The 21,030-nt window shown below is 71.8% G+C and carries 20 protein-coding genes; 15 read left to right on the top strand and 5 right to left on the bottom strand.

Annotation, left to right across the window (positions count from 1 at the left end; all coding sequences use genetic code 11):
• The first annotated feature begins 100 nt into the window (after nt 1–100).
• The 6 genes from ABTV10_RS00490 (at nt 101) to ABTV10_RS00465 (ending at nt 8,157) form a co-directional block, all read left to right on the top strand.
• Nucleotides 101–1,393 (top strand): SWIM zinc finger family protein, encoded by a 1,293-nt coding sequence (locus ABTV10_RS00490; RefSeq protein WP_499031813.1) that lies wholly within the window; start codon nt 101–103, stop codon nt 1,391–1,393.
• Nucleotides 1,390–2,808: a DUF5691 domain-containing protein gene (locus ABTV10_RS00485; RefSeq protein ID WP_499031811.1), complete on the top strand. Its 1,419-nt coding sequence runs from the start codon at nt 1,390–1,392 to the stop codon at nt 2,806–2,808. Before ABTV10_RS00490 ends, ABTV10_RS00485 begins: the two co-directional genes overlap by 4 nt.
• Nucleotides 2,805–3,908: an ATP-binding protein gene (locus ABTV10_RS00480; protein WP_499031809.1), complete on the top strand. Its 1,104-nt coding sequence runs from the start codon at nt 2,805–2,807 to the stop codon at nt 3,906–3,908. Before ABTV10_RS00485 ends, ABTV10_RS00480 begins: the two co-directional genes overlap by 4 nt.
• Nucleotides 3,905–6,115 carry a DUF5682 family protein gene (locus ABTV10_RS00475; RefSeq protein ID WP_499031806.1) on the top strand — a complete coding sequence of 737 codons (2,211 nt, stop codon included), beginning with the start codon at nt 3,905–3,907 and terminating at the stop codon, nt 6,113–6,115. Before ABTV10_RS00480 ends, ABTV10_RS00475 begins: the two co-directional genes overlap by 4 nt.
• A complete protein-coding gene (locus tag ABTV10_RS00470; RefSeq protein ID WP_499031803.1) occupies nt 6,112–7,299 on the top strand; it encodes a VWA domain-containing protein in 1,188 nt (395 codons plus the stop codon). The genes ABTV10_RS00475 and ABTV10_RS00470 overlap by 4 nt, the downstream gene beginning before the upstream one ends.
• A gap of 90 nt (nt 7,300–7,389) precedes the next feature.
• A complete protein-coding gene (locus ABTV10_RS00465; protein ID WP_348603037.1) occupies nt 7,390–8,157 on the top strand; it encodes an SDR family NAD(P)-dependent oxidoreductase in 768 nt (255 codons plus the stop codon).
• 358 nt (nt 8,158–8,515) lie between these two features.
• Here the strand turns inward: ABTV10_RS00465 and ABTV10_RS00460 are convergent, their stop codons facing one another.
• Nucleotides 8,516–10,165, bottom strand: coding sequence for a TM0106 family RecB-like putative nuclease (locus ABTV10_RS00460; protein ID WP_499031801.1), 1,650 nt, complete (start codon nt 10,163–10,165; stop codon nt 8,516–8,518).
• Nucleotides 10,166–10,286: 121 nt separating this feature from the next.
• Between ABTV10_RS00460 and ABTV10_RS00455 the strand changes: the two genes are divergently transcribed.
• The 5 genes from ABTV10_RS00455 to ABTV10_RS00435 are packed head-to-tail and all read left to right on the top strand — an operon-like array spanning nt 10,287 to nt 13,658.
• Complete coding sequence (locus tag ABTV10_RS00455) at nt 10,287–10,916, top strand: DUF6474 family protein (protein ID WP_499031798.1); 630 nt, start codon at nt 10,287–10,289, stop codon at nt 10,914–10,916.
• A gap of 16 nt (nt 10,917–10,932) precedes the next feature.
• Entirely contained in the window at nt 10,933–11,460 is a 528-nt protein-coding gene (locus tag ABTV10_RS00450; RefSeq protein ID WP_499031796.1) for a hypothetical protein, read from the top strand.
• Between the two features lie 44 nt (nt 11,461–11,504).
• Entirely contained in the window at nt 11,505–12,146 is a 642-nt protein-coding gene (locus ABTV10_RS00445) for a YcnI family copper-binding membrane protein (RefSeq protein WP_499031794.1), read from the top strand.
• Nucleotides 12,143–12,697, top strand: a complete 555-nt coding sequence (locus ABTV10_RS00440; protein WP_499031792.1) for a copper resistance CopC family protein — start codon at nt 12,143–12,145, stop codon at nt 12,695–12,697. The genes ABTV10_RS00445 and ABTV10_RS00440 overlap by 4 nt, the downstream gene beginning before the upstream one ends.
• Before the next feature lie 7 nt (nt 12,698–12,704).
• Entirely contained in the window at nt 12,705–13,658 is a 954-nt protein-coding gene (locus tag ABTV10_RS00435) for a CopD family protein (protein ID WP_499031790.1), read from the top strand.
• Between the two features lie 8 nt (nt 13,659–13,666).
• On the opposite strand, the gene ABTV10_RS00430 is transcribed toward ABTV10_RS00435, so the two are convergent.
• The 3 genes from ABTV10_RS00430 to ABTV10_RS00420 form a co-directional block, all read right to left on the bottom strand.
• Nucleotides 13,667–14,419: a hypothetical protein gene (locus ABTV10_RS00430; protein WP_499031788.1), complete on the bottom strand. Its 753-nt coding sequence runs from the start codon at nt 14,417–14,419 to the stop codon at nt 13,667–13,669.
• Between the two features lie 2 nt (nt 14,420–14,421).
• The gene (locus tag ABTV10_RS00425) at nt 14,422–15,447 is read right to left on the bottom strand and encodes a COG1361 family protein (RefSeq protein ID WP_499031786.1); all 1,026 of its coding nucleotides are present in this window, start codon (nt 15,445–15,447) and stop codon (nt 14,422–14,424) included.
• A gap of 66 nt (nt 15,448–15,513) precedes the next feature.
• A complete protein-coding gene (locus tag ABTV10_RS00420) occupies nt 15,514–16,041 on the bottom strand; it encodes a hypothetical protein (protein ID WP_433608862.1) in 528 nt (175 codons plus the stop codon).
• A gap of 281 nt (nt 16,042–16,322) precedes the next feature.
• Here ABTV10_RS00420 and ABTV10_RS00415 point away from each other — a divergent pair, with 281 nt between their 5' ends.
• From ABTV10_RS00415 to ABTV10_RS00400, 4 genes are all read left to right on the top strand, one after another.
• Nucleotides 16,323–17,183 (top strand): SDR family NAD(P)-dependent oxidoreductase, encoded by an 861-nt coding sequence (locus ABTV10_RS00415; RefSeq protein ID WP_499031784.1) that lies wholly within the window; start codon nt 16,323–16,325, stop codon nt 17,181–17,183.
• A gap of 106 nt (nt 17,184–17,289) precedes the next feature.
• Nucleotides 17,290–17,748 carry an SRPBCC family protein gene (locus ABTV10_RS00410; protein ID WP_499031782.1) on the top strand — a complete coding sequence of 153 codons (459 nt, stop codon included), beginning with the start codon at nt 17,290–17,292 and terminating at the stop codon, nt 17,746–17,748.
• A gap of 664 nt (nt 17,749–18,412) precedes the next feature.
• The gene (locus tag ABTV10_RS00405; protein ID WP_499031780.1) at nt 18,413–18,856 is read left to right on the top strand and encodes an SPW repeat protein; all 444 of its coding nucleotides are present in this window, start codon (nt 18,413–18,415) and stop codon (nt 18,854–18,856) included.
• Nucleotides 18,857–18,889: 33 nt separating this feature from the next.
• The gene (locus ABTV10_RS00400) at nt 18,890–19,087 is read left to right on the top strand and encodes a hypothetical protein (RefSeq protein ID WP_499031778.1); all 198 of its coding nucleotides are present in this window, start codon (nt 18,890–18,892) and stop codon (nt 19,085–19,087) included.
• Nucleotides 19,088–19,129: 42 nt separating this feature from the next.
• On the opposite strand, the gene ABTV10_RS00395 is transcribed toward ABTV10_RS00400, so the two are convergent.
• A complete protein-coding gene (locus tag ABTV10_RS00395) occupies nt 19,130–20,776 on the bottom strand; it encodes a DHA2 family efflux MFS transporter permease subunit (RefSeq protein ID WP_499031776.1) in 1,647 nt (548 codons plus the stop codon).
• Nucleotides 20,777–21,030 lie beyond the last annotated feature (254 nt).

Below are 21,030 nucleotides of genomic sequence, written 5' to 3'. Positions count from 1 at the left end.
CAGCTTCAAGGTCGTTGGGCGGCGCGCCGTCCGTGACGGTCCCCACGATCGACGTGCGCGCTTGGGGACTTGTCGGCGACCTGCCGTACGTTTTTCCGACGTGACAGAACCCTGGTCTCCCGCGCAGGTCGCGGCCGCTGCTCCCGACTCGGCGTCGTTGACGGCTGCCCGCGGTCTGGCGTCGAAGTGGACGGACACCGGCCGCACCGACGCCGCCCTGTGGGGCTCGTGCGGTGGCAGCGGCAAGAACCCGTACCTGGCGGCCGTCGATCTGACGGGCCCCGCGTACCGCTGCTCGTGCCCCAGCCGCAAGTTCCCGTGCAAGCACGCCGTGAGCCTGTTGATGCGCTGGGCCGACGGCGCCGTGCCGGTCGCCGAGGCGCCCGAGTTCGTCACCGACTGGCTCGCCACCCGGGCGGCCCGCACCGCCGCCGCCGCACCCGCCGCGTCCGCGAAGGCGACGCCCGACCCGGCCACCGCCGAGCGCCGCAGCGAGCGGATCGCCGCCGGCCTCGACGAACTGGAGCGGTGGCTGACCGACCGGATCGTCGCCGGCCTGGGCTCCGTCTCCCACGACGCCGCCGCCTACGACGCGATCGCCGCCCGCATGGTCGACGCGCAGGCACCAGGCCTCGCCGCGACGCTGCGCTCCCTGCCGGCCCTGGTCGCCACCGACCCGGACTGGCCGGCGCCACTGCTCACCGAGTACGCGCGCCTGCATCTGCTGATCCGCGCGTTCCGGGACCGCGACCGGCTGCCGGAACCGCTGAACCGGTCGGTGCAGACGCACCTCGGGGTCCCCGTCCGCGCCGACGAGGTGCGCGCCGAGCCCCCCGTCCGCGACCGCTGGCAGGTGCTGGCCGTCCGCACGGCCGACGAGGGCCGCCTGGTCACCCGCCGGGTGTGGCTGCGCGGACGCGACTCCGGCCGCTGGGCGCTGCTGCTCGACTTCGCGCACGGCAGCGCCCAATTCACCACGGCCGTACCCATTCCGGGAACGATCGTCGACGCCGACCTGCACTACTACCCGGGGGCCGCACCGCTCCGCGCGCAGCTGGGCACCCAGCACGCCGCACCGGAGCCGTTCACCACGCTGCCCGGCGCCACCGACCCGGCCACCGCCCTCGGCGGCTACGCCGCCGCGCTGGCGGCCGACCCGTGGATCCGCTCGTGGCCGATGCTCCTCGCCGACGTCACCCCCACCGTCGCCGGCGGAACGTGGCAGGTCGTCGACCGCACCGGCCGGGCCCTGCCCGTCGGCGGCGACGACGCGTCGCGCTGGCAGTTGCTCGCCGTCTCCGGCGGCCACCCGGTCACCGTGTGCGGCGACTGGGACGGCACCGCGCTGCTGCCCGCCTCCGTGTTCGACGCCGGCACGGTGAGCGCCGCATGATCCGCCCGTACCCGGAATCGCTCACCGCAACAGCACTTCTCGGCACCGCCCGCTCGACGGTGTCGCTGACCAGCCTGCATACGGCGGACACCGCGTCCGCGCTCGACGGCGGCGACCCCGCCGCGACGTTGCTCGCGGCGGCAGCGCTCGAGTCGGCGTTCCTGGCCGGGGCGAGCGCGCCCACCCCCGCCTCGGTGCCGGCGCCCGCCCCCGACGATCCGCGCCCGCTGCTGGCGGAGGCCGCGGCGGCGCGACTGCGATCCCTGCTCGTCGTCGACTCCTCGCTGCTGCCCGAATGGTTCGTTGCCGCAGCGGGTTTCCGTCCACCGCCGGACCTGCTGGTCGACCTGCTCGGCGCCGCCGTCCGACTCCCCCGGTACCGGGACGGGCTGGTCGCGCTGGCCGGTCCGCGGGGCCAGTGGCTCGCCGCCCGCAACCCCGACTGGGCGCCGCTGCGCGATCCCGACACCGGCGACGAGGAGGACTGGCGCCACGGAGCCCCCGCCGTGCGGCGGCGGTGGTTCGCGGCGCTGCGCCGCGCCGACCCGGCGGCCGCGAACGCGCTGCTGTCGGCCGGCTGGCGGTCCGAGAACGCCGAGCAGCGCGCCGCCCTGGTCGCCGAACTGGCCGTCGGCCTCCGCCCGGACGACGAGTCGCTGCTCGAGCAGGCGCTCGACGACCGCAGCCTGCGCGTGCGACAGGCCGCGGCGCGCGTGCTGCGTCTCCTGCCGGGCGCGGCATACCGACAGCGCATGGCGCAGCGGCTGCGCGAGTGGATCACCGTCGCCGACGGCGTCGTCACCGTGAGGCTGCCCCACCGGCTCGACGACGCCGCGCTGCGGGACGGCCTCGACGACCGCTCCGCGCCGCGCCCGAACGACCGCCTGACCCTGATCGTGCAGTCCGCACCGCTCGCCGTGTGGCCCGAGATCGGGCTCACCCCAGCGGATCTGCCGCACGTGACGGTCTCCGAGCCGTTCACCTCGGCGCTGGAGCACGCCTGGTCCGCGGCGGTCGCCGCCCAGGGCGACGCCGACTGGGCGGCGGCGTTGCTGCGCCGCGACGGCACCGTCGGCCCGCAGGTCGCCGCCCACCTGCCGCGCGACGTCCTGATCGCGCGGCTGCGGGCCACCCGCGACGGCGCGCTGCCGGACCCGAACCTGCTCGCGGCGCTGGCGGCACCGTGGCCGCACGACGTCGCGGCCGCGGTCATGGCCGGGGTGTACGCGTCCCGCGCGCGGACCGCCGAGCTGCGGCACACCGTCGACCTGCTCGCCCACCGCGCCCCGTTCGAGCTCGAGTCGGCGCTGTCCGACGCCGCGACCCGCACCGGAGACCTCGACCGACTGGCGCTGTTCGCGGCCGCCGCCGACATCCTCACCCACCGCCGACACCTTCACGAGGAGCTGACGTGACCGACACCCTGACCGCCGAGCCGGCCCTGCTGCGTCCCCACGCCGAGCAGCAGTACGCGCACGAACTGGCGGCGCTGGTCGCGGCCGACGACCGCCCGCGCCCGCCGTCGTGGCGACTGTCGCCGCACGCGGTGGTGACGTACCTCCTGGGCGGCACGCTGCCCGACGGCACCGTGATCACCCCGAAGTACGTCGGTCCGCGGCGCCTGATGGAGGTGGCCGTCGCGACGCTCGCCACCGACCGCGCGCTGCTGCTGCTCGGCGTGCCCGGCACGGCGAAGACGTGGGTGTCCGAGCACCTGGCGGCGGCAATCTCCGGCGAGTCGACGCGGCTGGTGCAGGGCACCGCCGGCACCGCGGAGGAGGCCGTCCGCTACGGCTGGAACTACGCGCGGCTGCTCGCCGAGGGCCCGACCCCCGCCGCGGTGGTGCCGTCGCCGGTGATGACCGCGATGCGCGACGGTTCCATCGCCCGGATCGAGGAACTGACCCGCATCCCCGCGGACGTGCAGGATGCGCTCATCACCATCCTGTCGGAGAAGACGCTGCCGGTGCCCGAACTCGGGACCGAGGTGCAGGCGGCCAAGGGCTTCAACGTCATCGCCACCGCCAACGACCGCGACCGCGGCGTCAACGACCTGTCGTCGGCGCTGCGCCGCCGCTTCAACACCGTGGTGCTGCCGCTGCCGGCCAGCGCCGACGACGAGGTGGCGATCGTGGTCCGCCGCGTCGAACAGCTCGGCGCCGCACTGGAACTGCCGCCGGTGCCCGCGGCCGCGGAGGAGATCCGCCGCGTCGTCACGGTGTTCCGGGAACTGCGCGACGGGGTCACCGCCGACGGCCGCACCAAGGTCAAGTCCCCGTCGGGCACGCTGTCGACCGCCGAGGCGATCTCGGTGGTAACCAACGGACTCGCCCTGGCCGCCCACTTCGGCGACGGCACCCTGCGCCCGGCGGACGTCGCCGCCGGCATCCTCGGCTCGGTGCTCAAGGACCCGGTGGCCGACCGGGTGGTGTGGACCGAGTACCTCGAGGCCGTGGTGCGCCACCGCACCGAGTGGGACGACTTCTACCGGGCGTGCCGCGAGGTGGCCGGGTGACCATCGCGACCACCGGCGCGCAGGTGCGGGTGTTCGGCATCCGGCACCACGGACCCGGTTCCGCCCGGGCGGTGCAGCGCGCGCTCGACGCGTTCGAACCGGACACGGTGCTCATCGAGGGCCCGGCGGACGCCGACGCGCTCGTCCCGCTCGCGATGGACGACCAGTTGCGCCCGCCGGTCGCGCTGCTCGGGTACGCCGCGAATGATCCTGCGCGCGCAGCATTCTGGCCGATGGCGGTGTTCTCCCCGGAATGGCAGGCGCTGCGGTGGGCGGTGCACCACGACGCCGACGTCCGGTTCTGCGACCTGCCGGCGACGCTCGCGCTGGCCGCGGACCGCGACACCGACGAGGCCGCCCGCCCGGATCCGCTGACCGCGCTGGCGGCGGCGGCCGGCTACGACGACTTCGAGCAGTGGTGGGATACCGTCGTCGAATCCCGTTCCCCCGGTGACGAAGACGACCCGACCGCGGCCTTCGACGCGATCACCGAGGCGATGGCGGCGCTGCGCGACGGCGTCGAATTGGACGAGCAGACCGCGCGCCGCGAGGCCCACATGCGGCAGGTGCTGCGCGCGACGGTCAAGGCGGGGGCGTTGCGGATCGCGGTGGTGTGCGGGGCGATGCACGCACCCGCGCTGGCCGGACGCCTCGGCCCGGCCGCGCCGGACGCCCGCCTGCTGCGCGGGCTCCCCAAGGTCAAGGCGTCGCTCACCTGGGTGCCGTGGACCCACTCCCGGCTGTCCGTCGCGTCCGGCTACGGCGCGGGCATCGTCTCCCCCGGCTGGTACGAGCACCTGTTCACCGAACCCGACGACACGGTCGCCCGGTGGCTGACCCGGGTGGCGCGGGTGCTGCGCGCCGAGGATCTGCCGGTGTCGAGCGCACACGTCATCGAGGCGACCCGCCTCGCCGACACCCTTGCGGCGCTGCGGGATCGGCCGCTACCGGGTCTCGCGGAGGTCACCGAGGCCACCCGCGCGGTGCTGTGCGACGGCGACGAAGTGCTGCTCGACCTGGTGACCCGGCGTCTGGTCGTCGGCGAGTCCCTCGGCGAGGTGCCCGAGTCGACCCCGACCGTGCCGCTCGAGGCCGACCTGCAGGCACGGTCGAAGTCGTTGCGGCTCAAGCGGTCCCCGTCGGAGAAGGAACTGAGCCTGGACCTGCGCACCGACCTCGACCGGCAGCGGTCGCAGCTGCTGCACCGCCTGCGGTTGCTCGCGGTGGACTGGGCGGTGCCCGCCCAGTCGACGGTGCGCTCCACCGGCACGTTCCGGGAGACCTGGAAGCTGCGCTGGCGACCCGAACTCGCGGTCGCGGTGGTGGAGGCGTCCCGCTGGGGCACCACCGTCGCCACCGCCGCCTTGGCCGTGGTGCGCGACCGGGCCGCCGGACCCGACGTCACGCTGGCCGAGGTGACCGGCCTGCTCGAGCAGGCCCTGCTCGCCGACCTGCGCGACACCGTCGCCGACCTGCTGGACGCGGTGGACACCGCCGCGGCCCTCGACCACGACGTCGCCCACCTGATGGTGGCGCTGCCGGCGCTGGTGCGGACCCTCCGGTACGGGGACGTGCGCGGCACCGACCTGTCCGCGCTGGACCGGGTCGTCGACGCCCTGCTGGTGCGCATCTGCGCGGGCCTACCAGCCGCGGTCACCGGCCTCGACGCCGACGCCGCCGACGGACTGCGCGCCGCGCTCGACGACGTCCACGCCGCGCTCACCCTGCGCGACGACCCGGCGTCGACCGAGCGGTGGCTCGACACCCTGACGACGCTGGCCGGACGCGACGACGTCGACGGACTGCTCACGGGCCGCGCCGTGCGCCTGCTGCGCGATGTGGGCCGCCTCGACACCGCCGACACCACCGCCCGGGTCGGCCGGGCGCTGTCGGCCGGCGTCGCGGCGGCGGCGAAGGCCCGGTGGATCGACGGGTTCGCCGGCGGCAGCGGCCTGCTGCTCGTCCACGACCGGGACCTGCTCGCGCTGATCGACACCTGGGTGTCCGGGCTGCACGCCGACGAGTTCCTCGACGCGCTCCCGGCGCTGCGCCGCACCTTCGGCGGCTTCGGCCCCGCGGAGCGGCGCACGCTCGGCGAGATCCTGCGCGACGGGCAGCGGGTCACCGCCGCCGACGTCGTCCTCGACACCGACCGCGGCGGTCGCGCCCTCACGGCCACCGCCCTGATCCTGGGGATTCCGGCATGACCACACCGATCGACGACGAACGGATGCGGCGCTGGCGGCTGCTGCTCGGCGGCGTCGCCGAGGAGTCCACCGGTGGGCTGGCGTCGGCGTCGGACGCCGCTATGGACGCGGCCCTGTCCGCCCTGTACGACGACGCCGGCCTCGTGGACGGAAACCCCCGGCGCGGCGCCGGTCTCGACGGTTCCGCACCGCGCGTGGCGCGCTGGCTCGGCGACATCCGCACCTACTTCCCCACCTCGGTGGTGCAGGTGATGCAGCGGGACGCGATGGAACGGCTCGGACTCACCCAGCTGCTCCTCGAACCGGAGATGCTCGAGGCCGTCGAACCGGACGTCCACCTTGTGGGCACGCTGCTGAGCCTGAACAGGGTGATGCCGGAGACCACCAAGGGCACCGCGCGGATCGTGGTGGAGCGGGTGGTCCGCGAGATCGAGGAACGCCTGGCCCGGGCCACCCACACCGCGGTGACGGGCGCGCTGAACCGGGCGGCCCGCACCACCAACCCCAAGCTGCGCGACCTCGACTTCCACCGCACCATCCGGGCGAACCTGCAGCACTATCTGCCGGAGTACCGGACGGTGGTGCCGGAGCGGCTGATCGGCTACGGCCGCCGGTCCCAGGCGGTGCAGCGCGACGTGGTCCTCGCGATCGACCAGTCGGGGTCGATGGCGTCGAGCGTGGTGTACGCGTCGGTGTTCGGCGCGGTGCTCGCGTCGATGCGGGCGCTGCGCACGTCGCTGGTGGTGTTCGACACGGCGGTCGTGGACCTGACCGACAAGCTGTCCGATCCGGTGGACGTGCTCTTCGGCACCCAGCTGGGCGGCGGTACCGACATCAACCGCGCCATCGCCTACAGCCAGTCGCTGATCACTCGTCCCACCGAATCGCTGTTCGTGCTGATCTCCGACCTGTACGAGGGCGGGATCCGCGCCGAGATGCTGACCCGGGTGGCCGCGATGCGCGACGCCGGGGTGCAGGTGGTGGTGCTGCTGGCGCTGTCCGACGACGGCGCACCCGCATTCGACCGGGACAACGCGGCCGCGCTTGCCGCACTGGGTGTTCCGGCCTTCGCGTGCACCCCGGATCGGTTCCCGGACCTGCTGGCCGTGGCGCTCGAGCGCGGCGACGTCGCCGCGTGGGCGCACCGGCACGACCTCGCGGCGGCATCGGGTGGGCCGGTGTAACAACCAACAAGCGCCGCCGTCCACGCCCGCGTTATGGTGCAGTTCACCACGGCCGACCGCAGTGGTCGACCCGGACCGAAGGGAAGAGCAGTGGAAATCCAGGGAACCGCGGCACTGATCACCGGCGCAGCCTCCGGGCTCGGGGCCGCCACCGCGAAGCGCTTCGCCGACGCGGGTGCCACCGTGTTCGGCCTGGACCTGGCCCAGTCCATCGAGCGCGCCGGCGACAACGTGCCGGCCGGCGTCACGTTCATCCCCACCGACGTCACGAGCGAGGCCGACGTGCAGGCCGCGATCGACAAGATCGGCGAGTCGGGCGTTCCGCTGCGCACCGTGGTCAACTGTGCCGGTGTCGGCTGGGCGGGCCGCATCCTGTCGAAGAACGGCCCGCACGACCTGGAGCTGTTCCGCACGGTCATCACCGTCAACCTGCTGGGCACGTTCAACGTGATGCGTCTGGCGGCCAACGCGATGCAGCACCTGCCCACGGTCGACGACTCGGGCCAGCGCGGCATCGTCATCAACACCGCGTCGGTCGCGGCGTTCGAGGGGCAGATCGGCCAGATCGCCTACACCGCGTCCAAGGGCGGCGTGCACGCCATGACGATCACCGCGGCACGCGACCTCGCGCAGGTCGGCATCCGCGTCAACACCATCGCCCCCGGCACCATCGACACCCCGATGCTCGCCGGCGTCACCGACGAGTACCGCAAGAACCTCGAGGCCGGCATCCCGTTCCCGTCGCGCCTCGGCAAGCCCGACGAGTACGCGCAGCTGGCGCAGTTCCTCGTCGAGCACGACTACCTCAACGGCGAGACCATCCGCATGGACGGTGCGCTGCGCATGGCGCCGCGGTAGTCCTCGCGCGCCTCGACGAACGCCCCGGTTCACCCGAGCCGGGGCGTCGTCGTTTCACCGATAAGTGCGCAAAGCGGCGCCACGGAGGCCCCGCAGGCACCGATAAGTGCGCAAAACGCTCAAAATGCAACGCACCCCGGCCGATACGACCGGGGTGCGTGCGCTGCTGCGTTGACTCAGATGCCCAGGAGGCTACCGAGACCGCCCAGGAGACCGCCGACCAGGCTGGCCAGGGTCAGTCCGAGAGAACCGAGAAGCATGCGTGTTCACCTCCGCTCAGGAGTCGACATCATCGAACCTCGACCGTAACAATCAGTCGGTTTTTAGTACAAATTGCACGGAATGTCCGATCTGAAACTCAGAGGTCGGACTCGTGCGGAATCTCCTCCAGCGCCCGCTCGCTCATCCACTCGCGCAGCACCTTGGTGGCGATGACGTCGTCCTCGTTGTACTCGAGCAGCCGCTGGCGCTGGGTGAGATCGGGATCGCCGTCGTAGCCGACGGCCTCGCGGTACCAGCTCATCGACGCCTCGCCGCTGGCCTCGGCGTCGCGCCAGTGGAACCCGGCGACGGGCGCGATCTTCTTGAGCCCCTTGCCGTTCGGGCACACGAAGTTCTCGCCGACAGCCTGGTAGATGTCCACCCACTGCGGGCTGTCGATGAACTCGCGGATCTCGGCGACGGTGGGGATGCCCTCCACACCGGCGAAGCGGCGCGCCGAATCCAGCAGCCACTTGTCCTCGGCGGCTCGCGAATAGCAGTACGCGGCAAAGGTTTTCCCGGCGGCAGCGGCACCGGCCCGCTCGGCCATGAGCCACGTCCAGAACTCGGCGAACGAGCGCGCCTCGTCGAGCGTCGGCACCGGATCCCAGCTCACGAACGGCCGGTACACCGACGTGCCGGCGACGTTGAGCAGGGTGCCCCACAGGTAGGCGCCGTGCTCCTGGTAGCTCTCCATGTCGACGTCCACCTCGACGTCGGCGCGGGTCACCGTCACCGTCTCGTTGCGGCGCACCAGCGGCGCCCCGGCCAGCCACGCCTTCGCGGTGACGACGGTGTCGCGGAACGAGTTGTGCGGCCACTCCTCCGGGGCCTCTCCCTCCCACGCCGCCAGCTGCTCGATGGTGCGCACGCCCCGCTCACGGAGCACCTCCGCGCGGGATCCGGACGCCACCAGCGACACGTCGTGGGTCTCCTCGAGCTTCGCCCGGCAACCCGGCCACCACGGACACGAGCGGCACTCGCCGATCTGCGACGGCACCGTCTGCAGCTCGCCGCGGGCGACGGCGATGCGGTCGGCGAAGCGCTCGTCGTAGTCGCCGAGCACGGTCGACAGGTCGTGCACGAGCACGCAGTCGGCGCCGTAGCCGATGGCACCGCCCACCGGCGACGGGCTCGCCAGCCCGTGCGACTCGAGCATCCGATACACGTGCGCCAGCCGCATCTGGTCGCGCAGCTGTGCGCGGACCTTGCGGGTCTCGTCGACGACCGGTGCCCACTCGAACAGCCCCGACGTGGTCGCCCCGCTGCCGGGGTCGGTGACCTTGTGGTTGACGACGATGACGGGGATGTAGCCGCCACGGTCGGCGTCGCGCAGCAGGATCTCGACGCGTCCCCGCCGGCCGCTGTCGCGCTCGGACGGCAGCACCGCACCCCAGATCTTGTCGGCCCCGGCCCGGCACGCCTCGAGTGTCGCGCGGGCCCGCTGGCCGGCGGGTCCGTCGGGCGCGATCCGCACCCAGGCGTCGGGGTTTGCGTCGGCGAGGCGGATCCGCACCGCCTCGCGCTGCGCGGCCGCGGCCTCCTGCCGCTGCTTGACGCCGGTGTTCTCGGGCACCCCGACGAGCTGGTCGGGGTAGGTCGCGTCGAGATGGATCCGATGACGGCACCGCGTCAGCGCGCCTGGCTCGAGCAGGATGGGCGCCTCCACAGTGCCGGAAGCGTCACGTCTTGCCGGCGCCGCCTCGGCGGTGCCGGCGCCGTCCTGCGGGCCGATCGGGGAACACACGATGTGGAAGATTATGTGCTCGCCTAGGGTAAAGCCGAAAGCGACGAGCATCAGCGATGCACAGATAAGCTGTGACGCAGTCCGCGCCTGCGCCGAAACACCAGATGGAGGGGCCTTTCCAGTGGGGTTGTTCACGAAACGTAAGCGGCGCGCCACGCGCAAGGCCGAGGCGAAGGCTCTCAAGCACAAGGCCAAGCTCGAGGCCAAGCTCGGCGCCAAGAACGCCCGCAAGAAGCTCCGGTCCGACTCGAAGGCGCAGAAGAAGGTCGACAAGGCCCAGATCGCCGCGCTCAAGGCGCAGGAGAAGGCCGCCGTCAAGGCCGCGGAGAAGGGCCTGACGGTCACCCAGCTGCGCCGCTACCTCGGCGTCGCGCGCCTGCTCGCCCCGGTCGTGGTGCCGATCGCTTACCGCGGCGCGACCGCGCTGCGCGGCCAGATCGACAACCAGCGCGCACAGCGCATGGGCATCGCCGTCGACCAGCTCGGCGAGTACACCGGCCACGGCGCCAAGCTCAGCGCCCGGATCGCCGGCGCCGAGAACTCCGTCGACGAGATCGTCATCCGGCACCCGGGCGACGCCGAGACCCAGCAGTTCGCGACCGCGATCCGCGCCCGCCTCGGCGACCTCGGCACCGCCGTCCACGCCGCCGAGCAGATGCCGCCGGCCCGCCGCAAGCAGGCCCACCACGCCATCTCCGCGGAACTCGACGGCGTCGAGGCCGACATCCTGGCGCGCCTCGGCGTGCGCTGACGGCGTCCCGATCACCGTGTCCGTCCGCCGTCCCGCCCCCACCGCCGCCCTCCGCGGCGGCGCGGTCGGGGCGGCGACGGCAACGTTGGCCGTCGCCGCGCACGGTGTCGGCGGGGGCGGACTCCCCGACTCCGCGGCGCTGACGCTGCTGCTCGTGGCCTGCGCGGGGGTCGGCGCGGTGGTCGGGGGCGTGCCCGCCCTCAGCCGCAGCCGGTGGGCGCTGCTCGCGGCGCTCGCCGCCGGGCAGGGCGTCGGCCACCTGACGCTCACGGTCGCGTCCGACGTCCACCTGCACTCCGGCGTGCCCACACCGGCGATGCTGGCAACGCACGCCGTGGCCACGGTCGTCTGCGCGGCCCTGATTCTCACCGCGGAGCGGCTGTACGGGCCGATCACCCGCGTCCTGCGCGCCGTCCTCGAGCCGCCCGCGCTCGCTGTCGAACCGGCGCGCCTGCTCGTGCCGCGGCGGTCCGGACGCCGCGCGGCCCATCTCGCGGTGCTCGCCGCCGGCCTGTCCCGGCGCGGACCTCCGGTGTTCGCCTGACCCGCGAACCCGGTACCTCCGCACAGAAAAGACACCCGAGAAAGATGAAGCGAATCCTCTCCCGCGCCCTCCTGACGGCGGGCGCCGCGGGCGGGGCGCTGCTGCTGGCCACCGGCGTGGCCTCCGCGCACGTCTCCGTCGCCGCACCCGGCGCCGAGCAAGGCGGCTACACCGTCCTCACGTTCCGTGTCCCCACCGAGTCCGAGACCGCCGGCACCACCGCGGTGACGGTGCAGCTGCCGAACCTCAAGTCGGCCCGCACCGCGCCCATGCCCGGCTGGACGTCGACGGTCCAGAAGGATCCGGCCTCCGCGACCGCGACGTCGGTGACGTGGACGGCCGACCCCGGCGTGAGCGTCGGACCCGGCCAGTTCCAGCAGTTCGTCCTGTCGGCCGGTCCGCTGCCCGAGCAGGACCAGGTGGAGTTCCCCGCCACCCAGACCTACAGCGACGGCAAGGTCGTGCAGTGGGATCAGCAGCCCAACCCGGACGGCAGCGAGCCCGACAAGCCGGCGCCGACGTTGACGCTGGCCGCGGGCAGCGACGCCACGGTCGACGCGACTGTCGCGACCGTCGCGGTCGACGAAACCGACACCACCGCCCGCTGGCTCGGTGGCATCGGCGTGGCGCTGGGCGCACTCGGCGCGGCGCTGGGTGTCACTGCAATGGTGAGGAGCCGACGTTGACGAACCGACACAAGATCCACGGCCTCCGCGTCATCGCGATCGGCTTCCTCGCGATGCTCGCGACGATGCTGGGCGTCGGCACCGCGTCCGCGCACTCCGCGGTCGTCGCCAGCGATCCCGCGAACGGCGCGCAGATCGCGACCGCCCCCGCGCGGGTGAGCCTGACGTTCAACGAGGCGCTGCAGGAGAAGTTCGCGTCGCTCACCGTCGTCGGCCCCGACGGCAACCTGTGGTCGAAGGGCAACCCGACGGTTCAGGGCGACAGCGTCAGTGTGCCGCTCGAGGGCCTCGGCCCGGTCGGCGACTACACGATCGCGTTCCGCGTCACCTCCGCCGACGGCCACCCGGTCAGCGGCACCCAGGTGTTCACGCTGACGCAGGAAGGCACCGGCACGCCGGGCCCCAAGGCCGGGGGCGGCCAGTCCTCCGACAGCTCGGACGAGTCCTCCGACGGCGGCAACACGCTGATCTGGGTGTTCGTCGGCGTCGGTGTCGTCGTGGTCGCCGGTGGCCTGTGGTTCGCGCTGCGCAAGCCGCGCGGCCAGGACTGACAAACCGATGAGGACGGCGGGCCCGGTCGTTACCGGCCGGACGTGGCTGCTGTCCGCCGTCCTCACCGCGCTCGCGGGCGTCGGGCTCGCGTGGCTGCTCGCCACCCCCGACGGCCCCTCCCCCACGAGCGTCGTCCGGGTGCTCGCGGTCGGGCTGGGCGCCACGGTGTTCGGGCTCGCCGGGTGGCAGTGGCTGCAGCGCGACGAGCGTCGTCCCGCCCTCGAGCCCGGTCTGCTGTGGCAGACCACCGCCGCGCTGGCGGGCGCGTGGACGGTCGCCGAGATCGTGCTGGTGGTACTCGAGGCCGCCGAGGCCGAGGGCCGCTCTCGGTTCGCGGTGGCGCCGGGCACCGTCGTGGACTTCATGCGCCTGGTGAGCGCGGGCCGACTCGGCGCCGCGACCGTGGTGTGCACCGCGCTCGTCACCGTCGTCGCCGCGGTCGCCTTCCGGCGCAGCCTGCCGTGGCCCGCGGCCCCCGTGCTGGCGCTGTCGGGGCTGGCACTCATCACCCGCCCGATCAGCGGCCACATGTCGCAGCAGACGCTCGGATCGCTGCTCGACGCCGGACACGTCCTCGCCGCGGCGACGTGGTTCGGGATGCTCGTCGCGCTCGCGCTCACCGCCCGCTCCCGTGGCGCGTGGTCGACGCTGCTGCCGCGCTACTCGACGATCGCCTGGCGCTGCGTGTGGGTGCTCGGGGCGACCGGTGTCGTCAACGCCGCCGTCCGGCTCGGCGGATTCGGACCGCTCCTCACCACCGGGTACGGCCGGGTGGTGCTCGCCAAGGTCGCTGCGCTCGCCGCCCTGCTCGCGGCAGGGTGGTGGCTGCGCCGCACGTGGGTCGCCTCCGCGGCCGGGCACCGGATGACCGCCGACGCGTCGCTGCGCCGCGCCGTCGGCGAATCGGCCGCGATGGCAATCGCGTTCGGGCTCGCGGCGGCACTCGCGACCACCGCCTGACCCGCAGGCTAGGCGACCGAGACCGTGACGGTGCCCCGGTACGTTCCGACGGCGGCGCCGCCGGGGTAGTTGACGGTCAATGCCGGGGTCCAACTGATCGTCTCGAGCAGATCCAGCCCCGTGCGCTCGACGACGGCCCTCGGACCGCCGAGGTTCTGCGCGCCCTTCGAATTCAGGGCACCACCGATTCCCTTACCGGCAATGGCGGTCGCCTCGTAGACGACGGCGCTCTTCGGGATCGTCATGTTGGGGCCGACGAAGTCGGTCGAAGACGCCGTCGCGACCCACGACCTGTTGGAGCCGACGGCGTTGTCGGACACCGAGATGACGGGCAAGGTGCCACTCGCCCCGGTCGCGCCGGGAACGATGGTGCCGACCGGGCCCCAGGCACCGACGGACAGACCGGACCGACCCTGCACGGCGGTCTCGAACACCTCGGCGCGGGCCGCCGGTGCCGGCGTCGTGGTGGTCGCCGTCGGCGGTGCGGGCGACTGCGGCGACGGGGAAGCGGTCGTGGACACCGGGGTCGTCGTGGACGTCGTCGTGGGCATCCCGTCCGGGGAATCGCGCTGGGAACCGGATCGGCGGGTCGTCGTCGGCGCCGCGCTTGTGGTCGTCGGCGCCGCGTCCGTCGCCGTGACCACTTCGGTCGTCGTCACGTCCGACGGTTCCGCCGTCGCCGCCGGGGCACCGACGAGGACCAGCACGCCCACTGCGGCGACGGACAGGCGGAGGGTGCGGGGCATCCGGTTGTGCCACATGGCTATAGCTCCGCGCCCGCGGCCCGACGCTTCCGGACCACCACGAAGGCGGCGAGGGCGATCACGGCGAGCACCGCCACGATCCCGATGACGAGCGGCCACGACGTGGACTGGGACGCGCCGACGGAGTCGCCGTCACCCTTGTCCGGGAACGTGACCGTCTCCGACATGTCGTGCTTGACCATGCCGCTCTCGAGCTTCACGTCGGCCTTCCAAGGGCCGGCGGGCAGTGCGGCGCTGTCGGGCACCGCAATGACGACCCCGCCGTCCTCCCCCGGCGCGATGGTCGCGGCCTCGCTGTCGATGGGGCCGGCGGACAGTCCTCCGGGTCCGCCCGAGAGACCGAGCGTGCCGAAGAGATCGATCGCGCGGCCGCCGGTGTTGGTGACCGAGGCGACCACGGAGGCGGTGCCGTCCGGGCCGCGTCGAGGGGTCAGGCTGGAGATGGTGAAATCGGCGGGCGGGCCGTTGCCCGGTCCCACCGACAGGTAGACGCGAACGCCGACGCGGGACTCGTTGGTGATGCCGCTGCCGTCGGTGGAGGGCGTCTTGTGCGAAGCCCAGATCACCGCATACTGCTCGACCTCCGGTGCATCCTTGGGGACCGCGATCGTCACCGCCACCTCGGCCTGCTGACCGTTGTCGAGCTCGAGCGTCGGCTGATCGACGGTGGTCCAGGAGGTGAGGGCGTTCGTCTCGCCCGGTTCCTCCAGCACGAACGAGCCGTCGGCGATGCGCGCGGCTCCGGCGTAGACATCGATCTTCGCCGGGGCGCCGGTGTTGTTGGACACCATCACATGTCGCGTGATGGTGGTTCCCGGCGGCAGGTTGTCGATGATGTACCGAAGCGCCCGCGGATCGTCCTTGAGCTCCACCGGCGCGTCGACCAGTCGGATACCGATCGAACCGTCGAGCGCACCGCCCGCCGGTTGATCGGACTGTGCTGATGCGGACGCGGGAGTCCCGACCGCCATCAGAACGGCAGCGAGAAGAGCGAGGAGGCTACGCAGCGCGGGGAGGGGACGCATGGATCACTTTCTAGCGGGCCGGCCGGGGCGCTCGGTGTGCGCCCCGGCCGGAGACTGCCGAATGCCTTAGGCGACCGAGACGGTCACGGTGCCCTTGTAGGTACCGATCGCGGCACCGCCCTGGTAGTCGACCTTGAGCGACGGGGTCCAGGTGATGATTTCGGTCGGCCAGTTCAGGCCGGTGCGATTGACCACGGCCTTGGGGGCGTCCAGGGCCTGCGCGCCGGTAGCGTCCAGACTTCCGCCCATGAGTCCGCCGGCGACGGCCGTCGCGGTGTAGGTGACCGCGCTCTTCGGGATCGTCATGTTGGGGCCGACGAAGTCGGTCGACGACGCGGTGGCGGTCCAGCCGCGCCCGGATCCATTGCGGGAGTCGTTCACCGTGACCGTGGTGAGCGTGCCACTGGCGCCGCCCGGGCCGGGAACGATGGTGCCGACCGGGCCGCCGGTGATCAGGGACAGGCTGCCGCCTGCACCGGCGATGACGAAGGTGACCTCGGTGTTGGCTGAGGTGTCGGCGTTCGCGGCGGTCGCGGGAACCAGCAGCCCGGCGGCTGCGACGACACCGGCAGCGGCAAGCGTGATTTTGCGCATGAATCCTCTTCGGGGACGTACGGGTCGAGCGGACAGCCCCCGAGCTCCGAACCGAACGGTCCGATTCGATACGGGGTCGATTATTGATACTCGACGGTTGATCAGGTGTCCAGGGTTCGGGCCCGAGAAGCAGCAAAATGTTTGTTTGCCGGTGGGAGAGCGTTTGTTCGACGCCGTTGTTTCTTGTCGTCGGCAGCCCCCGGTCGCGCCGCTCCGTCGCCGCGCGTCAGCGCCGTCAACTCGCCCGATCAGCGACTCCCTGTCGCATAGGATCCGTCACCATGACTTCGACGGGGTGGTGGTTCCAGGCCAAGCACGCACTCGACACGCGGGGCCCGTTCCCGCGGCGGCAGCGCCGCACGCTGGCCGAGGCGGTGACGGGAACGCGTGTCCTGATCACCGGGGCGTCGTCGGGCATCGGCCGCTCCGCCGCAATCGAACTCGCCGCCGCCGGCGCCACCGTGCTGCTGGTCGCCCGCCGCGAACCGGAGCTGCTGGAGGTGGTCGACGCCGTGACGGCCCGCGGCGGCAAGGCATTCGCGTATCCGTGCGACCTGAACGACGCGGACGCGTCCGACGCGATGGTGCGCCGGATCCTCGACGAGCACGGCGGCGTCGACATCCTCGTCAACAACGCCGGCCGGTCCATCCGCCGGTCCCTCGCCCAGTCGTACGAGCGCGCGCACGACTTCGAACGCACCATGCAGCTCAACTACCACGCGGCGGTGCGGCTGATGCTCGGAGTGCTTCCGGGCATGCGCGAGCGACGCTTCGGTCAGGTGGTCAACGTGCTGTCGGCAGCGAACCTGTTCGGCGGTCCCGGGTACTCCGCCTACGTCGCCTCCAAGGCCGCGCTGGACGAGGTCTGCACGTCGTTCCAAGCCGAGACCCTCGACGAGAACATCACATTCACGTCGGTGTACATGCCGTTGGTACGGACCGCGATGATCACACCCAACGAGCAGTACCTGAAGGCCGCGGCACTCACACCCGAACAGGCCGGCAGGGTCATCTGCGACGCCGTCGTCCACCGCCCGCGGCGGATGGGCCCGACGTTCGGACGTCTCACCCGCCTGGTGGACGCGATCAGTACCGAACGCGCCGACGCCGCCCGGCACCGCCGGTTCGCGTCCGGAATTTGACCTGCCTCGGGACCGGACGAGGCGAGCGGCGACGACCGAGCGCATCGCACTTACTGTTCGAACCCACACCTGTTTCGAGATGGTGAAGCCTGGGTACCTCGCCGCCATGAGCAGCATCACCGAGGCAGTAGACGTCAGAGTCCCGGTCCGGGTGGCCTACGACCAATGGGCCCAGTTCGAGACCTTTCCGCAGTTCCTGGGCGGAGTCCGCGAAGTTCGTCGCCTCGACGACGACCACCTGCACTTCGTGGTCCACCTGGCCGGCCTGACCCGCGAATTCGACGCCCTGATCACCGAACTACATCCCTACGAACGAGTGGCCTGGCGTTCGGACGGAGCCCCCGAAAACGACGGGGTGATCACGTTCCACCCACTCGACGACACACATACCCGCGTGACTGCTCACATCGACATCGACCCGAAAGGGTTCGTCGAAAACGTTGCCGACAAACTCGGCTACCTCAACCACCTCGTCCGAACCAACATGACGAAGTTCAAACACTTCATCGAAGAAGGTGAGACCGCGGTCGGCGACAGTGACGACGCCGACCCCCCCGGTTCCTGAGCCAACTTCTCTGTGCCGTACGACAAGTTCACCGCAACGTGCCGCCCGCACCGTCACCCTCGTGGCAGTGCATCAATATCGTCACCCCCACCCGAGCGGTTCGAATCCCTCGGTAGGACATACATACTCAGAACCCGTCCTCGTACGACCGTGAAGAGTTCGGCTACGTTCCGGTTGGCGCACGTCCGATCGCCTCCCAGCTAGCCCAATGGGAATCGATGTCCGACAATCTGTCTCGAAGCCGATCGTCATGGGAAGGTCGAGAACGAACCGGGTCGACTCGACCGTGTCCGGAGCGTTTCGCCGCGCGAAAGCGACTGCACGCCAATAGGACGGTTGCGTGTCACGTCACGTCGATGGTGTGCGGACAGCCATCTACTTGTTCGGGGTGACGAGCGCGCCACGGCGCCGGATGGCACCGAGTGCGGCACCGGTGGGACGAAGACTGGGACCGGAGCTCATGAGTCCTCGCACTCGCGACGGTCGATGCCGCCGCAGGATACCCGACTCGCGCGGGTTTCGACTCCCAGGAGGGCACTCGTACGTCCAAGGCGCCCCCGTGTGTCTTCCCGTTGTTCCGGTCGACACGTTCCGTCCATCGCCTGGACGCGTACATGCGGACTAGTCTCGATATCGGGACACAACGTCGAGGAGATGATCCGTCATGTCGACAACACCGTCCATGTCGATGGAAACCCACCCTGACATCGCCGGACTACGCGCCCGCTACGACGAATTCGGGAACACCACCGTTCCGCAGGTCGCCGAGGGGCTGATGGTCCTGGCCGGTCTGTACGCGGCGGCCTCACCGTGGATCGTCGGGTTCAGCGGGCAGATGTCACTGACGATGTGCAATTTGTTCGCCGGTTTCGCGGTCGCACTGCTGGCCGTCGGTCACGCGACGACGCTCGGCCGCACCCACGGCATCACGTTCGTCGCTCCGCTGCTGGGAGTTTGGCTGATCGTCTCCCCGTGGCTGGTCTCGGGCGTGACCACCAGCGCGGGAATGATCTGGTCGAACGTGGTCGTCGGCGCCGTGGTCTGCGTACTCGGAGCCGGAATCATGGGCATGGGTATCGCCCGGACCCGAGGAGGTATGCGCAGGTAGCGGTAGCCATCGAGAAGGGCGCCGACGTCCGCGATGCCGGGAGGACCTGGAGGCAAACCGGTCCGGCACCTGCTGGTGCTCGGCGTCACCGCGACGGCGCTCGTCGTGGTGGCGGTCGCGGTGAGCCTTGCGGGTTCGATCGGGATGGCGGCGACGCTGGGGGTGTTGTGCATCCTCGCGGTGATCGCCGTCGTCGTGCTCTGGCAGGTGCTCCCGCCCAGCGGCGACTGACGGCCCGCTCGCGGCAACCCGCTCTGCGCCTCCGACGGGGCCCTACGCCGCAGTCGCGGCCACCTCCTCCCGCCGGCGTGGCTGCAGCTGTGTCGCGGAGACGAGACCGACGAGCAGGAATCCGGCGGCGACGAACAGCGACCAGCGGGTGGCGTCGGCGAAGCCTTCCGACAGTGCGTCGGCGGTCTCGGGTCCGGCCGGGCCGAGCTTGCCGTGCTCGCCCTGGTCGCGGATCGCCGGGATGGTGCCGCCGGCGGAGTCGCGGGTGCCGTCGACGAGTTGCGTCTCCACCTGCGGCGGCAGCGCGACCGGTTCGAGCCGGTCGGTGAGGCTGTGCGCGAGCCCGAGCGACAGCACGGTGCCCAGGATGGCGGTGCCGAGCGCGGATCCGAGCTGGCGGACGGTGCTCTGCGTCGCCGACCCCTGGCCGGACTCCGACGTCGGGATGTCGACCAGGACGGTGCCGGTGAGCTGCGCCGACGCCAGACCCAGGCCCAGGCCGTAGATCGCCAGCAGCAGCGCCATCAGCCAGGTCTCCGACGACGGCCGCAGGTACAGCGCGAACGCGAGCACGCCGATCACCTCGAGCGCCAGGCCGAGCATCACAGTGCGCGGCGCGCCGAAGCGGGCGGTCACATGGCGCGCCGCGGCACCGGACGCGAACGCGCCGAGCGCCATCACCGCGAGCACCGTCCCGGCGCCGAGGGTGCTCAGGCCGTACGCGTTGACGAGGAACAACGGCAGCACCAGCAGCAGACCGAACTCACCGATCGCGACGGCCATCGCGGTGCAGTTGCCCCAGCTGAAGGTGCGGAACCGGAACAGATCCAGGTCGAGGATGGCCGAATACCCGATCCGCGCCCGATGCCGCTCCCACACTACGAAACCGACCAGTGCGACCACACCGACGGCCGCGGCGACCGGGGTCGCCGAGATCGGGGCGGTCTCCGGCCAGGTCATGCCGAACACCGTCAGGTCGGCGATCGGCTTCCACCACCCGAGGGTCTGCCCCTCGATGAGCGCGAAGATCAACGCGCCGAAGCCGATTGCGCTGAGCAGCAGGCCCACCACGTCCAGTCCGGGCACCGTGATCGTCGCCCGCGTCTCGGGGACGGTGAGGAAGGCGCCGATGATGACGAGGATGCCGATCGGGAGGTTGACCAGGAAGATCCACGGCCACGTGAACGACGTCGTCAGCCAGCCACCGAGCAGCGGCCCGACGGCGGCCATGCCGGAGATCACCGCACCCCAGACGCCGAACGCGATGGCCCGGTCGCGGCCACGGAAGGTCGCATTGACGGTCGACAGTGTGCACGGGAGCACGAAGGCGCCGCCGACGCCCTGCACGACGCGGGCCACGATGAGCGCGGTCGAACTCTCCGACGCGGCCGCCATGAGGCTGCCGCCGATGAACACGACCACACCGAGGATGAACAGCATCCGGCGGCCCAGCCGGTCGCCGAGTCGGCCGGCGGTGAGCAGGAGCGCCGCGAATACGACGGCGTAGATGCTGTTGATCCACTGGGCGTCGGTGAGATCGAGACCCAACTCGTCGATGATCACCGGCAGCGAGACGTTGACGATGGTGCCGTCGACGACGATCAGGGACAGGCCGGCGGCGAGGACGCCCAGGCCGATCCACTCGCGGCGACCCACGTGGGGTTCGGTGTCAGGCGATTCCACGCTCATGTTTGCGCCTTCCTCGTATGGCGCCCCTTGCGGCGACGCTACCGCGATTCCACCAGAGGAAGCCCGCAATCCCGGCCGAACCCGCCGGGGATCCAGGCAAATCCAACTTTCGGACGAATTTGCGTCGGCGAGACCGCGGAGCCGCCACGGAACGCGATCATCACACCCACGCGGCTTCGCTCACGCGGCGAGATCAGCGGGTGCGACCGGTTCCCCGAAAGGTGGTCTGCATACCCGACGACGAACGGGCGCCG

The sequence above is a fragment of the Paraburkholderia sp. RHO2 genome (assembly GCF_050955445.1).
GTDB lineage: Bacteria > Actinomycetota > Actinomycetes > Mycobacteriales > Mycobacteriaceae > Prescottella > Prescottella agglutinans_A.
The sequence above is the reverse complement of the archived record's forward strand: the minus strand, read 5'-3'. Positions and strand labels throughout refer to the sequence as shown.

Excerpts from the sequence above, each read along its gene's own strand:
- ABTV10_RS00445 (WP_499031794.1), top strand. The coding sequence starts at position 11,505 with ATGAAGCGAATCCTCTCCCGCGCCCTCCTGACGGCGGGCGCCGCGGGC.
- ABTV10_RS00470 (WP_499031803.1), top strand. The coding sequence starts at position 6,112 with ATGACCACACCGATCGACGACGAACGGATGCGGCGCTGGCGGCTGCTG.
- ABTV10_RS00420 (WP_433608862.1), bottom strand. The coding sequence starts at position 16,041 with ATGCGCAAAATCACGCTTGCCGCTGCCGGTGTCGTCGCAGCCGCCGGG.
- ABTV10_RS00435 (WP_499031790.1), top strand. The coding sequence starts at position 12,705 with ATGAGGACGGCGGGCCCGGTCGTTACCGGCCGGACGTGGCTGCTGTCC.
- ABTV10_RS00395 (WP_499031776.1), bottom strand. The coding sequence starts at position 20,776 with ATGAGCGTGGAATCGCCTGACACCGAACCCCACGTGGGTCGCCGCGAG.
- ABTV10_RS00485 (WP_499031811.1), top strand. The coding sequence starts at position 1,390 with ATGATCCGCCCGTACCCGGAATCGCTCACCGCAACAGCACTTCTCGGC.
- ABTV10_RS00405 (WP_499031780.1), top strand. The coding sequence starts at position 18,413 with ATGTCGACAACACCGTCCATGTCGATGGAAACCCACCCTGACATCGCC.
- ABTV10_RS00410 (WP_499031782.1), top strand. The coding sequence starts at position 17,290 with ATGAGCAGCATCACCGAGGCAGTAGACGTCAGAGTCCCGGTCCGGGTG.
- ABTV10_RS00415 (WP_499031784.1), top strand. The coding sequence starts at position 16,323 with ATGACTTCGACGGGGTGGTGGTTCCAGGCCAAGCACGCACTCGACACG.
- ABTV10_RS00430 (WP_499031788.1), bottom strand. The coding sequence starts at position 14,419 with ATGTGGCACAACCGGATGCCCCGCACCCTCCGCCTGTCCGTCGCCGCA.
- ABTV10_RS00425 (WP_499031786.1), bottom strand. The coding sequence starts at position 15,447 with ATGCGTCCCCTCCCCGCGCTGCGTAGCCTCCTCGCTCTTCTCGCTGCC.
- ABTV10_RS00400 (WP_499031778.1), top strand. The coding sequence starts at position 18,890 with ATGCCGGGAGGACCTGGAGGCAAACCGGTCCGGCACCTGCTGGTGCTC.